The organism is Bradyrhizobium centrolobii (assembly GCF_001641635.1).
In the GTDB taxonomy this organism is placed as follows: Bacteria; Pseudomonadota; Alphaproteobacteria; order Rhizobiales; family Xanthobacteraceae; genus Bradyrhizobium; species Bradyrhizobium centrolobii.
Window position 1 is genome coordinate 1 of sequence record NZ_LUUB01000043.1, and the last position, 14,131, is coordinate 14,131.

Genomic DNA, 14,131 nt, shown 5'->3' on the forward strand with positions numbered 1-14,131 from the left:
CGACGTCGAAATTGCCGGAAGCCAATTCGCGCATCGCCTTGCACATCGCGATCATCGGACGCGAGATGCCGTTACCGAGCATCAAGGCCAGCACGGCGCCGACGGCCAGCCCGCCCAGCGCCATCATCAGCATCAGCCGCTCGGTCTCCCCGATCGTCGCATTGGCGCTTGCCTCGATGCGCTGCTGGTCGGCCGTCACGTCCGCCCGCAATTCGCCCGACGCCTTGAGGATGGATGCCGCCGTCTTGGTCATCTCGCCGTTCAGCTTGACGATGACCTTCACGTTCTCGGACAGCTTGGCGAAGGAGGTGCGGTACTGCTTCAGGAGGTTGCCGATCTCGGTGACCCGCTCAGTGATCTTCTGATCGTTGGCATAGATCGAGACCAGCAGGGTCTCCAGGAACTTGATGCGCGCGATCACGCCGTCGGACGTCTTCGGCTCCGGCTTGGCGACGAAGGCGCTGACCGAAGTGGAGACGGCGAGATATTGCGAGGTGACGTCCTTGGCCGTGGTCTGAACGGAGGCCAGGCCCGCCAGCGCCGCGGTATCGGCGAGATCGTCGAACTTGAAGCGGATCTTGTTGCCGACGCCGTTGAGCTCGTCAGACGCGATCTTGGCGTTCTCGCGCGTCAGCGTGATGATCTCGCCGAACACCTTGGTGAAGCTCTGGAACTCGGCCTCGAGCTTGCCGACCTGTTCGCGGCGCGCGGGCGTGGTCGTGGCTGCCATCGACTTTGCGATCGCTGCCTTCAGATTCCCCTCGGCCGCCTTTGCCGCGGTCTCATCGTCCACAGCGCCGGTCAGCGTATAGGCCCGCGCCAGCCCCTGATAGGCGATCAGCTCGCGATCGACGGTCCGCGCCAGGTCGGCTTCCGACACGCTGGTGCGGTAGGACGCCACGGCGTCGGCGATCCGCTCGAAGCCGAAATAGGCGAAGGCCATGCTGACGGCGAGGATGGCGAGCACCGCCACGAAGCCGAGGATGATTTTTGCGCGAAAGCGCAGCGTTGGCAGCTTCGATGTGCTCGGCTTGGACTTGACGGACATTCCCCCACCCCATTCCATTCGCGGAAAACCAGGCGCAGCCCGGAAGCAGCCCGCTCCCCGACTCAGGCGCACGTTACGGAGGAAAGGATAAGCCGCGGTAAATTTGCGGCTTCGCAACTTGCGGTCAGGTGACGCGGTTGGGGCTCTTCGCGCCGTTAGGAGTTGAGAGTAGCAACCTCAATCTCCGCTCGTCGTCCCGGCGAAGGCCAAGACCCAACCACAGGATTGGGTTGGGCGAAGACGCGCGATTACCAACTTCGCGCCGCAACCGCTCCCTGGGGTTGGGTCCTGGCTTTCGCCAGGACGACGATTGAGCGGGTGGCGCGGTCCGAGCGCTACGCCGCCCGGATATTCCCCATGAAGCGGTCGAGTTCGGCGCGCAGACGCGTGCTTTCGCTGGAGAGGGACTTGGCCGAGTTGAGGACCTCTTCCGACGCCGAGCCGGTCTCGGCGGCGCCGCGGTTGACCTGGCCGATATCGGTGGCGGCGGCTTGCGTGCCCTGGGCCACGTTCTGGACGCTGCGGGCGATTTCCTGGGTCGCGGCGCCCTGCTGCTCCACGGCGCTGGCGATGGACGTCGAAATCGTCGAAATCTGGCCGATGGTCGCGCCGATCTCCTTGATCGCGGCGACCGACTCGGCGGTCGCGCCCTGCATGCCGGCGATGTGCGAGGAGATCTCGTCGGTGGCCTTCGCCGTCTGGCTCGCCAAAGACTTCACCTCGCTGGCGACGACCGCAAAGCCGCGGCCGGCCTCGCCGGCGCGGGCCGCCTCGATGGTGGCGTTCAGCGCGAGGAGATTGGTCTGCTCGGCGATCGCGGTGATCAGCTTCACGACCTCGCCGATCTGCTGGGCGGCATGCGACAGCTTGCCGATGCGGCCATCGGTCTCCTTGGCCTGAACCACGGCGGCTTCGGCGATGCGGCTGGAGTCGCGGACCTGGCGGCCGATCTCCTCGACCGAGGCCGAAAGCTCCTCGGTCGCGGTCGCGACCGACTGCATGTTGCTCGAGGCCTGCTCGGAAACGCCGGCGACCTGGCTCGACAGGGTCTGCGTGGTCTCGGCGGTGCGGGTCAGCGTCGAGGCCGCCGATTCCAGCTGCACGGCGGAGGCCGAGACGTTGGAGACGATGGCGCCGACCGCGCTCTCGAAATCATCGGCGAAGCGGATCAGCTCGGAGCGGCGCGCGGCGGCCTGCTCCTTGTTCTGGGCTTCGCTGGCGGCGGCATCGCGCTCGGCCTTCGCGACAGCCTGGATCTTGAACTCCTCGACCGCGCCGGCCATCTCGCCGATCTCGTCCTTGCGGCCAAGGCCCGGCAGCACGACGTCGAAATTGCCGGAAGCCAATTCGCGCATCGCCTTGCACATCGCGATCATCGGACGCGAGATGCCGGTGCCTAGCAGGAAGGCGAAGACCGCCCCGAGCAGGGTGCCACCAATGGCCAGCGTCAGGATCAGATGCTCGGTCTGGCCAATGGTGGCTTCCGACTCCGAATCCAGCCTCTGCTGCTCGGCGACGAGATCCGCCTTCATGGCCGTGGCGCCCTGGAGGATCGCGCCCGCCGAGCCGCTCATCTCGGTGACGAGATCATCGACCATCTTGGCGTTCGCGATCAGCTTTTCCAGTGCCTCGCGATAGGCGCCGAGCAACGCCTTGGCGTCCTTCAGGCCGGCGACGATCTTGTCGTCCATGGAATAGACCGCGCCCAGCGAATTATCGACGAATTTCAGCCGCGCCAGCGCGCTGGTGGCGATCGCCTGGTCGGACGTCAGCACGAAGTTGGTGGCGGCCGCGGTCGCGGTCTGGAACTGGGCGTTGACCTGCTTGGTGCCGAACTCGATCGACTGTGCTTCGGCGTCGGAGGCATTATTGCCGATGTCGTCCAGCTTGTACTTCAGGAGGTTGGCGTTGCGCGTGAGCTGGTTCTGCACCAGGAGCGCGCTGTCGCGCTTGGCCTGGAGGACCTTGGCGAAGGTCGCCGAGAAATTCGAGAATTCCTTGGCAAGCCTGTTGAGGCTGTCCTGCCGCGCCGGCTTCTTGGCGCCCTTGATCGCCTGGTCGATGGCGTTCTTGAGGCTCGCCTCCGTGTCCAGCGCCGCCTTGGCGTCGTCTTCCTTGCCGGTGACGACGAAATAGCGGACCGCTGAACGATAGGCGAGCAGCTCGCGGTCGATGTTGCGGGCGAGGTCGGCCTCGGAAACGCTGGTGCGGTAGGAGCCGACCCCGGACGACACCCGCTCGAAGCCGAAATAAGAGAAAGCCATGCTGCCGGCGGAGATCACCAGCACCGCGGCGAAGCCGAGGATGATTTTTGCTCGGAACCTGAGGGTGGGAAATATTGTGCGCTTAGACGGCGACGCGATACGCCCGGACATTCCAACCCCCATTTTCTATTCAGCCGCGATCCGGGGGCGCCCCGCCCCCTGACCGGATGCGCAAAACTAAGGCAGAATCGATAAAGGGCGGTAAATTCGGCACACCGGCGCAATCTTCGGCCCTGTCGGCCAGCGGCCGACCACATGCGATGACGACTGGCATCCCACACCCGCTGCCCGGCCCTGTCGGGAACGACCGATACGCCCCGCGCAAATCATTGCGCCCGCATCCGGATCGGTGACTTTTCCATGACGCGGGAGACCAAAATCCTAGTTGCAAAGTTCCGGGTCGCTGTCTCTAATTAGAAACAATCAAAATCATTCCGGGAGGACTCCACCGTGTCTACAGTCAAACTGACAGTCAACGGCAAGGCTGTTGCTGTCGACGTCGAGGACCGCACGCTGCTGGTCCATCTCCTGCGCGATCACCTCAATCTCACAGGAACCCATGTCGGCTGCGATACCAGCCAGTGCGGCGCCTGCGTCGTGCACATCGACGGCCGGGCGGTGAAATCCTGCACCATGCTGGCCGGCCAGGCCGACGGCGCCGACGTCACCACGATCGAGGGCATCGCCAAGGGCGACGAACTGCATCCGATGCAGGCCGCCTTCCGCGACAATCACGGACTGCAGTGCGGCTATTGCACGCCGGGCATGATCATGTCGGCGATCGACATCGTGCACCGTTATGGCGGCCAGCTCGACGAAGCCACCGTCCGCCACGAGCTCGAAGGCAATATCTGCCGCTGCACCGGCTACCACAACATCGTCAAAGCCGTGCTGGATGCGGCCGGCCGCATGAAGGTTGCGCAGGCGGCCGAGTAAGCGGCACGCCTCGAACAAAAATACCGCCGCCGCTTTCGATGGAAAGGGCGGATAACAATTTCCGGTCGGGAGGACAGGACAATGGGTGTTGAAGGCATCGGCGCAAGCGTCGTGCGCAAGGAAGACAAGCGTTTCATTACCGGCAAGGGCCGGTACGTCGACGACATCAAACTGACGGGCATGACCTATGCCCATTTCATCCGCAGCCCGCACGCGCACGCCAAGGTGAAGGGGATCGACTCCTCCGCCGCGCTGAAGATGCCGGGCGTGGTCGCGGTGCTCACCGGCAAGCAGATCGTCGACGACAAGGTCGGCAACCTCATCTGCGGCTGGGCCATTACCTCCAAGGACGGCAGCCCGATGAAGATGGGCGCATGGCCCGCGATGGCGCCGGAGACAGTGCGCTTCGTCGGCCAGGCCGTGGCGGTGGTGATAGCCGAGAGCAAGAATCTCGCACGCGACGCGGCCGAGGCCGTGGTCGTGGATTACGAAGAACTGCCGGCGGTCGCCGACGTCACCGCCGCGATCAAGGCCGGCGCGCCGCAGCTTCACCCCGAAGCCCCGGGCAACCAGGTCTATGATTGGGTGATCGGTGACGAGGGCGCGGTGGATGCCGCCTTCGCGAAGGCCGCCAATGTGGTGAAGCTCGACCTCGCCAACAACCGCCTCGCACCGAACGCGATGGAGCCGCGCGCGGCGATCGCCGATTACGACGCGGCGGAGGAGCATTTCACGCTCTATACGACCTCGCAGAACCCGCACGTCGCCCGCCTCGTGCTGTCGGCGTTCTACAACATCGCGCCCGAGCACAAGCTGCGCGTGATCGCGCCCGACGTCGGCGGCGGCTTCGGATCGAAAATCTTCATCTATCCGGAAGAGATGGTGGCGCTGTGGGCGTCGAAGAAGGTCGGCCGTCCCGTGAAGTGGACCGGCGACCGCACCGAGGCCTTCCTCACCGACGCGCATGGCCGCGACCATGTCACCCATGCCGAGATGGCGTTCGACACCAACAACAAGATCACCGGCCTGAAGGTGAAGACCTACGCCAATTTCGGCGCCTACATGTCGCTGTTCTCGTCGTCAGTGCCGACCTATCTCTATGCGACACTGCTGTCGGGCCAATACAACATCCCGGCGATCCATGCCGAGGTGATCGGCGTCTACACCAACACAACGCCGGTCGACGCCTATCGCGGCGCGGGCCGCCCCGAGGCGAGCTACCTGATCGAACGGATGATGGAGACGGCGGCGCGGCAGCTGAAGGTCGATCCGGCCGCGCTGCGCAGGACGAACTTCATCACCCAGTTCCCGCACCAGACGCCCGTGATCATGGCCTATGACACCGGCGACTTTAATGCGTCGCTCGATGCCGCGATGAAGGCGATCGACTATGCCGGCTTCCCGGCCCGCAAGGCCAAGGCGAAGGCGGACGGCAAGCTGCGCGGCATCGGCGTGTCCTGCTACATCGAGGCCTGCGGCATCGCGCCGTCGAAGGCGGTCGGCAGCCTGGGCGCCGGTGTCGGCCTGTGGGAATCGGCCGAGGTGCGCGTCAACCCGGTCGGCACCATCGAGATCCTCACCGGCTCGCACAGCCACGGCCAGGGTCACGAGACCACCTTCTGCCAGCTCGTCGCGGATCGTTTGGGCGTTCCGATCAGCCAGGTCTCGATCGTCCATGGCGACACCGACAAGGTGCAGTTCGGCATGGGCACCTACGGCTCGCGCTCCGCGGCCGTCGGTCTCACCGCGATACTGAAGGCGATGGAGAAGGTCGAGTCCAAGGCCAAGAAGATCGCCGCGCATGCGCTCGAAGCGTCGGAAGCCGACATCGTCATCGAGAACGGCGAGTTCAAGGTGACCGGCACCGACAAGGCGATCGCCTTCCCGATGGTCGCGCTCGCCGCCTACACCGCGCACAATCTGCCTGACGGGATGGAGCCGGGCCTGAAGGAAACCGCCTTCTACGACCCGACCAACTTCACCTTCCCGGCCGGCGCCTATATCTGCGAGCTCGAGGTCGATGCCGGCACCGGCAAGACCTCCTTCGTCAACTTTGTCGCGGCCGACGACTTCGGCCGGCTGATCAACCCGATGATCGTCGAGGGCCAGGTCCATGGCGGCCTCGCCCAGGGCATCGGCCAGGCACTGCTCGAGCACGCGATCTATGATGCCAACGGCCAGCCGGTCACGGCCTCGTTCATGGACTACACCATGCCGCGCGCCGACGACCTCCCCTCGTTCAAGCTCTCCCACACCACGACGCTGTGCCCGGGCAACCCGCTCGGCATCAAGGGTTGCGGTGAGGCCGGCGCGATCGGCGCCTCGGCGGCCGTGATCAACGCGATCACGGATGCGATCGGCAAGAACAATCTGGAAATGCCAGCAACCCCGGACCGGGTGTGGCGCACGATCCACGCGGCATAAGAGGGAGCAACGAAGATGTACCAGACCACCTATCATCGCGCCTCCTCGGTCGACGAAGCGGCCAGCCTGTTCGCCAAGGGCAGCGAGGCGAAATTCCTCGCCGGCGGCCAGACCCTGCTTCCGGTCATGAAGCAGCGGCTTGCCGCGCCCTCGGACGTGATCGATCTCGGCAAGATCAAGGACCTGATCGGCGTTGAAGCCTCCGGCGATACGCTGACAATCAAGGCCGCCACGCCGCACTACGACGTGGCGACCAGCGATGCCGCCAAGAAGGCGATCCCCGCGCTCGCCTATCTCGCGTCGCTGATCGGCGATCCCGCCGTGCGCTATCGCGGTACGATCGGCGGCTCGCTCGCCAACAACGATCCGGCCGCAGACTATCCGGCCGCGACGTTGGCGCTCGGCGCGACGATCAAGACCAACAAGCGCACCATCGCCGCCGACGACTACTTCCAGGGCCTGTTCGCGACTGCGCTTGAAGACGGCGAGATCATCACGCAGGTGTCGTTCCCAGTCCCGGCGAAGGCGGGCTACGCAAAGTTCCCGCATCCGGCCTCGCGCTTCGCGCTGACCGGCGTGTTCGTCGCGCAGACGAAATCGGGCGAGGTCCGCGTTGCCGCCACCGGCGCCTCGCAGAGTGGCGTGATGCGGGTTCCCGCCATCGAGGCCGCGCTGAAGGCGAACTGGTCGCCAGCCGCGATCGACAGCGTCAGCATTTCGGCGAGCGGACTTCTGTCCGACATCCACGGCTCGTCGGACTACCGCGCCAACCTCGTCAAGGTGATGGCGCAGCGCGCGGTGGCCGCCGCCGGCTGATAGGACGTGATCCGGACCCGAAGGGCCGCGCCAGCGCAAAGTGTGCAGCGGTCCCTCGCGACAAACGCGAAGCGTTTGCGCGGAGATCATGCCCAAACAAAAAGCTAAAGCGCGATAATGATCGCGCTTTAGCGCCTCAACACAAATCTTCCGCGGCGCGCAGCGATGCGCGCCGCTTTTATTATGCGCCTATGCATGAAAAGCGCTTGCCTCGTGCTGTGTAAGGCGAGAAAAGTTAATCAGCCAATTAACTCGTCCACAGAGGAACGTCCCAAGCGGTTGCCGCACCTCGCGCATCCCTTGCGACCCGAGGAAACAAGAACGTGCTCGACAAACCTTCTCCCGCCTCTTCCGTCCGCGCCTCCGGCCCGCTCGCAGGGTTTCGCATCGTCGAATTCGCCGGCATCGGACCCGGCCCGTTCGCCTGCATGATGCTGGCCGACATGGGCGCCGACGTCGTCACGCTCGACCGTGTCGGCGCAAAGAAGAGCATGAAGTCGGTCGCGGGGCGCGGCCGCAAGATGATCGAGCTCGACCTCAAGGACAAGGCAGCGATCGCGGAGGTGCTCGACCTGCTTGCAAATGCCGACGCGCTGATCGAGGGCTTTCGTCCTGGCGTGATGGAGCGGCTCGGCCTCGGCCCGGACGTCGTGCTCGCGCGCAACCCGAAGCTCGTCTACGGCCGCATGACCGGCTGGGGCCAAGAAGGCCCGCTCGCCAATGCCGCCGGTCATGACATCAACTACATCTCCATCACCGGCGCGCTGGCCGCGATCGGCACCAAGGAGGCGCCGGTGCCGCCGCTCAACCTGGTCGGCGATTTCGGCGGCGGCGCGCTCTATCTCGTCGTCGGCGTACTGGCCGCGCTGCTGGAGGCTTCACGGTCGGGCAAGGGCCAGGTGGTCGATGCCGCCATGTGCGACGGCGCGGCGTCGCTGATGTCGTTCTTCTTCGACATGACCACGATCGGCCGCTGGACCGAAGGCCGCGTGCAGAATTTCCTCGATGGCGGCGCTCATTTCTATGGTGTCTATGAATGCGCCTGCGGCCACTTCATCTCGATCGGCTCGATCGAGCCGCAGTTCTATGCGCTTTTGCGCGAGCACGCCGGCCTGACCGACGCCGATTTCGACGCCCAGATGGACCGTAAGGCCTGGCCGGCGCTGAAGGAGAAGCTGACGGCCGTGTTCAAGAGCAAGACGCGCGAGGACTGGTGCAAGGTCATGGAAGGCACCGACATCTGCTTCGCGCCGGTGCTGACCATGTCGGAAGCAACCGAGCATCCGCACATGGTCGCGCGCAACGTCTTCGTCGAGCGCCACGGCGTGAAACAGCCCGCCCCCGCGCCACGCTTCTCGCGCACGCCGTCGGCGGTTCGTGAGCCGGAGGCGATGGAGATTGGTGCGGTGGCACAGGAGTGGAAGAGGTAGAATCCCCGCAGCCGCGTCAAACTCCGCTGTCGTCCCGGACAAGCGAGCGTAGCGAGCACAGATCCGGGACCCATAACCCCAGGGAGCAGTTTGGCGAAGATTCGGGGTTACCGCCTGCGCGCCACAACCACTCCCTGGGGTTATGGGTCCCGGCCTTCGCCGGGACGACACCGGTGAGTTGGAAACAGCTCGCGTCCAATGCGAGCCACGCGCCTACGCCGCGTTGTCCACCTTCAACACCCCACGCCGGATCTGATCCTCCTCGATCGATTCGAACAGGGCCTTGAAATTGCCCTCGCCGAAACCGTCGTCGCCCTTGCGCTGGATGAATTCGAAGAAGATCGGGCCGATCGCGTTGGCGGAGAAGATCTGCAGCAGCACCTTGGTCTGGCCACCGTCGACCACGCCCTCGCCGTCGATCAGGATGCCGTTGGTCTTAAGCCGCGCGACGTCCTCGCCGTGCTTCGCCAGGCGCGTGTCGATCCGCTCGAAATAGGTATCGGGCGGCGACGGCATGAACGGCAGGCCGGCCTCGCGCAGGCCTTCGATCGTGCGGTGAATATCGCGGCACCCGCAAGCGACGTGCTGGATGCCTTCGCCGCGATAGACCTTCAGATATTCCTCGATCTGGCCGGAATCGCCGGCGTCCTCGTTAATCGGAATTCGGATCTTGCCGTCGGGGCTGGTCAGCGCTCGCGAGAACAGGCCGGAGGCCCGGCCCTCGATGTCGAAGAAGCGGATCTGGCGGAAGTTGAAGAGCCTTTCGTAGAAGCCCGCCCACACATCCATGCGACCGCGATGGACGTTGTGGGTGAGATGGTCGAGATAGAACAGCCCGGCGCCATTGGGCCGCGGATCGCGCGCCCCCAGCCACTCGAACTCGCCATCATAGGCCGAGCCCTTGGCGCCGTAGCGATCGACCAGATACAGCAGGCTGCCGCCGATGCCCTTCATCGCGGGCACGTCGAGCGTCTTCTGCGCCGCTGACGCGTCGGCCGGCTCGGCACCGAGCGAAATCGCACGCTCGTAAGCCGCTTTCGCATCGACCACGCGAAATGCCATCGACGGCGCGCAGGGGCCGTGCGCGGCGACGAAGTCGAAGCCGTGGGTGCCGGGCTCCTCGTTGACGAGATAGTTGATGTCGCCCTGGCGATAGACCGTGATCTTCTTGGTCCTGTGGCGCGCGACGGGCGCGTAGCCCATCAGCTTGAACAGCGCGTGCAGCTCTTGCGGATTGGGATGCGCATATTCGACGAACTCGAACCCGTCAGTGCCCATCGGATTGTCGGCGCTGATCGTGGCCGGCGGTGCATCGTGCGGAAACGGACCCATTGGCTGCTCTCCCAAATTGCTACTGGCAAGAACTATCCTTCATGGAGCGCGCAATGAGCGTGCAAACGGGACGCGATTTGGCTATTCTATGCACGGTTTGTGCATTGATTGGATAAATGACGCATGGTCTCGGTTGACTCCTTCGACCTCAGGATCCTTGGCGCGCTCCAGGACGACGGCCGCCTCACCAACCAGGAGCTCGCTGACCTTGCGGGGCTGTCGGCCTCGCAATGCTCGCGCCGGCGGATGCGGCTGGAGGAGGAGAAAGTCATCGCCGGCTATCACGCCGACCTCTCCAGCGAAGCGCTCGGTTTCGGCGTGATCGCCTTCATTCAGGTGACGCTGGCGACCCATTCCCCGGACAATGCCAAGCGTTTCCGTACGCTGGTCAATCGCATCGACGAGATCCAGGAGGCCTATTCGCTCACGGGCGACGCCGACTATGCGCTGAAGGCCGTGCTGCGCGACCTCAAGGGCCTCTCCAACCTCGTCAACGACGTGCTGATGCCGCACCAGAGCGTGGCGCATGTGCGCTCCTCGATCGTGCTGGACCGGCTGAAGGAAAGCTCGCGACTGCCGCTCAAGGAGATCACGCCCGGCTGAAATCGAGGGAAATGCGGCATTCGCGCCGCACCCGCGATCTGCGATGATCCGCGCCAAAAAGGGAGATTGAGCCATGGCGCTCCAGCTTCGGCCAAACTGCGAATATTGCGACTGCGACCTGCCACCGAACGCAACGAACGCGCGGATCTGCTCGTATGAATGCACATTCTGTGCAGACTGCGTGGAGACGAAGCTTTCCAACGTCTGCCCGAACTGCGGCGGCGGCTTCGCGCCGCGCCCGATCCGCCCCAGGCAGGAATGGCGGCCGGGTGTCTGCGTAACCAGGCATGTGCCGTCGGATAAGCGGGTGCATTTGAAGTACAGCCGCGAGGACGTCGCGGCGCACTGCGCGAGGATACGCGACGTGCCGCCGGAGGCGCGGTGAGCCCTCTCCGTCGTTCCGGGATGGTCCGAAGGACCAGACCCGGAACCTCGAGATTCCGGGTTCGATGCTTCGCATCGCCCCGGAATGACAATAATCTCACTCTGCCGCCAAAATCGTCCCCTCGACCTCGCCGAACCCGACGCGGTAGCCGTTGCCCTGGCACCAGCCGCGCATCACGAGGCTGTCGCCGTCCTCCAGGAACGAGCGCTTGGCGCCGCCAGGCAATTCCACCGGCTCGGTGCCGTTCCAGCTGATCTCCAAAAGACTGCCGCGCTGGTTCTTTTCCGGCCCGGAGATGGTGCCGGACCCCAGGAGATCGCCGACATTCATCGCGCAGCCGCTGGAGGCGTGGTGCGTCAGTTGCTGCACCGAGGACCAGTACATGTATTTGAAGTTGGTGCGGCTGATGGTGTCAGCCGCATTCGTGCCGGCCGCGCGTAAGGAGACGTCGAGCTCCAAATCATAGTTCTGCGGCCGGCTCTGCCTGAGATAATCGAGCGGCGCGGGGCTCTGCTCCGGCCCGTTGAGGCGGAATGGCTCCAGCGCCTCGCGCGTCACCACCCACGGGCTGATCGAGGTCGCGAAGGCCTTGGCCAGGAACGGTCCGAGCGGCACATATTCCCATTGCTGGATGTCGCGCGCGCTCCAGTCGTTGAGCAGCACGAAGCCGAAGATCATCTCCTCGGCCTGTTGCTCGGTGAGCATGCCGCCCATCGGCGAGGGCTGGCCGACCACGACACCCATCTCCAGCTCGAAGTCGAGCCGCTTGCACGGCGCAAAGCTCGGCACCTCGACATTCGGCGGCTTGAGCTGTCCGCGCGGCCGCTTCACCTTCGTGCCCGAGACCACGACGGTGGAGGCGCGGCCGTTATAGGCGATCGGCATGTGCAGCCAGTTCGGCTGCAGCGCATTATCCTTGCCGCGGAACATCACGCCGACATTGGTGGCGTGCTCCTTGGAGGAATAGAAGTCGGTGTAGCCGGAGACCGTGAACGGCAGATGCAGCCTGGCATCGCGCATCGGCACTAGCGCCTGTTTGCGCAGCTCTTCATTGTCGCGCAGCTCAGGATGATCGTGGCGCAAGAGCTCGCTGATCCGTGCCCGCGTCTTCGCCCAGACCTTCGGTCCCAACGCCATGAACGAATTGAGCGACGGCGCGGAGAACACGCCGAGCGGCCCGACATCGAGCCGGCAATCCTGCTCGAGCGCCCAGAGGTCGAGCACGTAGTTGCCGATCGCGATACCGACGCGCGGCGCCGGATAGGCCGCGGTCGAGAACACACCATAGGGCAGGTTCTGGATCGGGAAGTCGGAAGCGGGATCAACGTCGATGAAGGAGCGGAGGCTGGGATCGTTGGGGTGCGTTGTCACTTTTGGCTTGGTCCTTTCTTCCTTCTCCCCTTGTGGGAGAAGGTGGCGGAATCGACCGGAGGGAGATTGCGCCGGATGAGGGGTCTGTATCCGCGGAGACAAACCCCTCACCCGTCTCGAATTCGCTACGCTCATTCGAGCCACCCTCTCTCCCACAAGGGGAGAGGGAAAAACGTTATGGCCTATTCGGATCGAACCGCTTCTCCAGGCCCTTCCAGCAATCCGCGTAGTCGTCCTGGAGCGTCGACGATTTAGCGGCGTGCTCCGTGACGCGCTGCGGGTAGCGGGTCTCGAACATGAAGGCCATGGTGCCCGTCAGCTTGACCGGCTTCAGCTCGCTGTTGCTGGCATGGTCGAAAGCCTCGCGGTCCGGGCCGTGCGGCAACATGCAGTTGTGGAGCGAGATGCCGCCGGGGACAAAACCTTGCGGCTTGGCATCATAGACGCCGTAGATCAGGCCCATGAACTCGCTCATGATGTTCATGTGATACCAGGGCGGACGGAAGGTGTTGTCGGCAACCATCCAGCGCTCCGGGAAGATCACGAAGTCGATATTCGCAGTGCCGGCCGTCTCCGACGGCGAGGTCAGCACCGTGAAGATCGAAGGATCGGGATGGTCGAAGGCGATGGCGCCGACCGGCGAGAAGCTGCGCAAATCGTATTTGTATGGCGCGTAGTTCCCGTGCCAGGCGACGACGTCGATCGGCGAATGCGGCAGCGTCGTCTTGAACAGCGAGCCGCCCCATTTCACGTAGAGCTCGGTCGGCGTATCCTTGTCCTCGTAGCTCGCGACCGGCGTGAGGAAGTCGCGCGCGTTGGCAAGACAGTTGGCGCCGATCGGGCCCCGCTCCGGCAGCGTGAAGGCGCCACCGTAATTTTCACAGAGATAGCCGCGGGCCGGCCCGTTCAGGATCTCGACGCGAAACTTGACGCCGCGCGGGATGATCACGATCTCACCGGGTTCGGCATCGATGCGGCCGAACTCGGTGACGATGCGCAAGTTTCCCTGCTGAAGGACGAACAGCAGTTCGCCATCGGCATTGTAGAAGTGCTGGTCCACCATCGATTTGGTGATGAGATAGACATGCGCGGCCATGCCGGCCTGCGTGTTGACGTCGCCGGCCGTCGTCATGGTCTGCACGCCCTGGAGGAAGGTGATCTCCTCCTTCGGGATCGGCGCCGGGTCCCAGCGAAGCTGCGCGATCGGCAGATCGTATTCGTGACACGGCGCCGAGCGCCACAGGCCGGCGTCGACCTTCTCGAAGCGTCCCGAATGCTTCACCGAGGGACGGATGCGATAGAGCCACGAGCGCTCATTGGTGCCGCGCGGGGCGGTGAAGGGCGAACCCGAAAGCTGCTCGGCATAGAGCCCGTAGGCGCAGCGCTGCGGCGAGTTGCGCCCCATCGGCAGCGCGCCCGGCAGCGCCTCGGTCTCAAAACTGTTGCCGAAGCCGGACATGTAGCCCGGCGTGACCTGGGCGGAGCTGCGAACGATCTGATCCGGCGAGGTGTTGATGTTCAT

At 64.5% G+C, this 14,131-nt stretch carries 10 protein-coding genes and 1 pseudogene; 6 read left to right on the forward strand and 5 right to left on the reverse strand.

All coding sequences use genetic code 11. The features are described from left to right. Window positions 1-1,048 (reverse strand): annotated as a pseudogene (locus tag AYJ54_RS11735) (methyl-accepting chemotaxis protein); the annotation flags it as partial. A gap of 335 nt (window positions 1,049-1,383) precedes the next feature. Further along, window positions 1,384-3,423: a methyl-accepting chemotaxis protein gene (locus tag AYJ54_RS11740; RefSeq protein ID WP_063699082.1), complete on the reverse strand. Its 2,040-nt coding sequence runs from the start codon at window positions 3,421-3,423 to the stop codon at window positions 1,384-1,386. 339 nt (window positions 3,424-3,762) lie between these two features. On the opposite strand from AYJ54_RS11740, the gene AYJ54_RS11745 reads away from it, so the two are divergent. From AYJ54_RS11745 to AYJ54_RS11760, 4 genes are all read left to right on the forward strand, one after another. After that, window positions 3,763-4,248, forward strand: a complete 486-nt coding sequence (locus AYJ54_RS11745; RefSeq protein WP_063699083.1) for a (2Fe-2S)-binding protein — start codon at window positions 3,763-3,765, stop codon at window positions 4,246-4,248. 81 nt (window positions 4,249-4,329) lie between these two features. Beyond that, the gene (locus AYJ54_RS11750; RefSeq protein ID WP_063699084.1) at window positions 4,330-6,672 is read left to right on the forward strand and encodes a xanthine dehydrogenase family protein molybdopterin-binding subunit; all 2,343 of its coding nucleotides are present in this window, start codon (window positions 4,330-4,332) and stop codon (window positions 6,670-6,672) included. Between the two features lie 15 nt (window positions 6,673-6,687). Further along, window positions 6,688-7,488 carry an FAD binding domain-containing protein gene (locus AYJ54_RS11755; RefSeq protein WP_063699085.1) on the forward strand — a complete coding sequence of 267 codons (801 nt, stop codon included), beginning with the start codon at window positions 6,688-6,690 and terminating at the stop codon, window positions 7,486-7,488. A 323-nt stretch (window positions 7,489-7,811) separates the two neighbouring features. Next, window positions 7,812-8,918: a CaiB/BaiF CoA transferase family protein gene (locus tag AYJ54_RS11760; protein ID WP_063699086.1), complete on the forward strand. Its 1,107-nt coding sequence runs from the start codon at window positions 7,812-7,814 to the stop codon at window positions 8,916-8,918. Window positions 8,919-9,131: 213 nt separating this feature from the next. Here AYJ54_RS11760 and hppD read toward each other — a convergent pair whose 3' ends face one another. Further along, window positions 9,132-10,250, reverse strand: a complete 1,119-nt coding sequence (gene hppD, locus AYJ54_RS11765) for a 4-hydroxyphenylpyruvate dioxygenase (protein WP_063699087.1) — start codon at window positions 10,248-10,250, stop codon at window positions 9,132-9,134. A 123-nt stretch (window positions 10,251-10,373) separates the two neighbouring features. Between hppD and AYJ54_RS11770 the strand changes: the two genes are divergently transcribed. After that, window positions 10,374-10,853: an Lrp/AsnC family transcriptional regulator gene (locus tag AYJ54_RS11770; RefSeq protein WP_063699088.1), complete on the forward strand. Its 480-nt coding sequence runs from the start codon at window positions 10,374-10,376 to the stop codon at window positions 10,851-10,853. A 73-nt stretch (window positions 10,854-10,926) separates the two neighbouring features. After that, window positions 10,927-11,238 (forward strand): DUF1272 domain-containing protein, encoded by a 312-nt coding sequence (locus AYJ54_RS11775; RefSeq protein ID WP_063699089.1) that lies wholly within the window; start codon window positions 10,927-10,929, stop codon window positions 11,236-11,238. A gap of 96 nt (window positions 11,239-11,334) precedes the next feature. On the opposite strand, the gene fahA is transcribed toward AYJ54_RS11775, so the two are convergent. Next, window positions 11,335-12,609 carry a fumarylacetoacetase gene (gene fahA / locus AYJ54_RS11780; protein ID WP_063699090.1) on the reverse strand — a complete coding sequence of 425 codons (1,275 nt, stop codon included), beginning with the start codon at window positions 12,607-12,609 and terminating at the stop codon, window positions 11,335-11,337. A 175-nt stretch (window positions 12,610-12,784) separates the two neighbouring features. Further along, entirely contained in the window at window positions 12,785-14,131 is a 1,347-nt protein-coding gene (gene hmgA, locus AYJ54_RS11785; protein ID WP_063699091.1) for a homogentisate 1,2-dioxygenase, read from the reverse strand.

Bases quoted from the DNA above. Each gene is read 5' to 3' on its own strand.
- AYJ54_RS11740 (WP_063699082.1), bottom strand. From the start codon at position 3,423: ATGTCCGGGCGTATCGCGTCGCCGTCTAAGCGCACAATATTTCCCACC.
- AYJ54_RS11750 (WP_063699084.1), top strand. From the start codon at position 4,330: ATGGGTGTTGAAGGCATCGGCGCAAGCGTCGTGCGCAAGGAAGACAAG.
- AYJ54_RS11755 (WP_063699085.1), top strand. From the start codon at position 6,688: ATGTACCAGACCACCTATCATCGCGCCTCCTCGGTCGACGAAGCGGCC.
- hppD (WP_063699087.1), bottom strand. From the start codon at position 10,250: ATGGGTCCGTTTCCGCACGATGCACCGCCGGCCACGATCAGCGCCGAC.
- AYJ54_RS11770 (WP_063699088.1), top strand. From the start codon at position 10,374: ATGGTCTCGGTTGACTCCTTCGACCTCAGGATCCTTGGCGCGCTCCAG.
- AYJ54_RS11775 (WP_063699089.1), top strand. From the start codon at position 10,927: ATGGCGCTCCAGCTTCGGCCAAACTGCGAATATTGCGACTGCGACCTG.
- hmgA (WP_063699091.1), bottom strand. From the start codon at position 14,131: ATGAACATCAACACCTCGCCGGATCAGATCGTTCGCAGCTCCGCCCAG.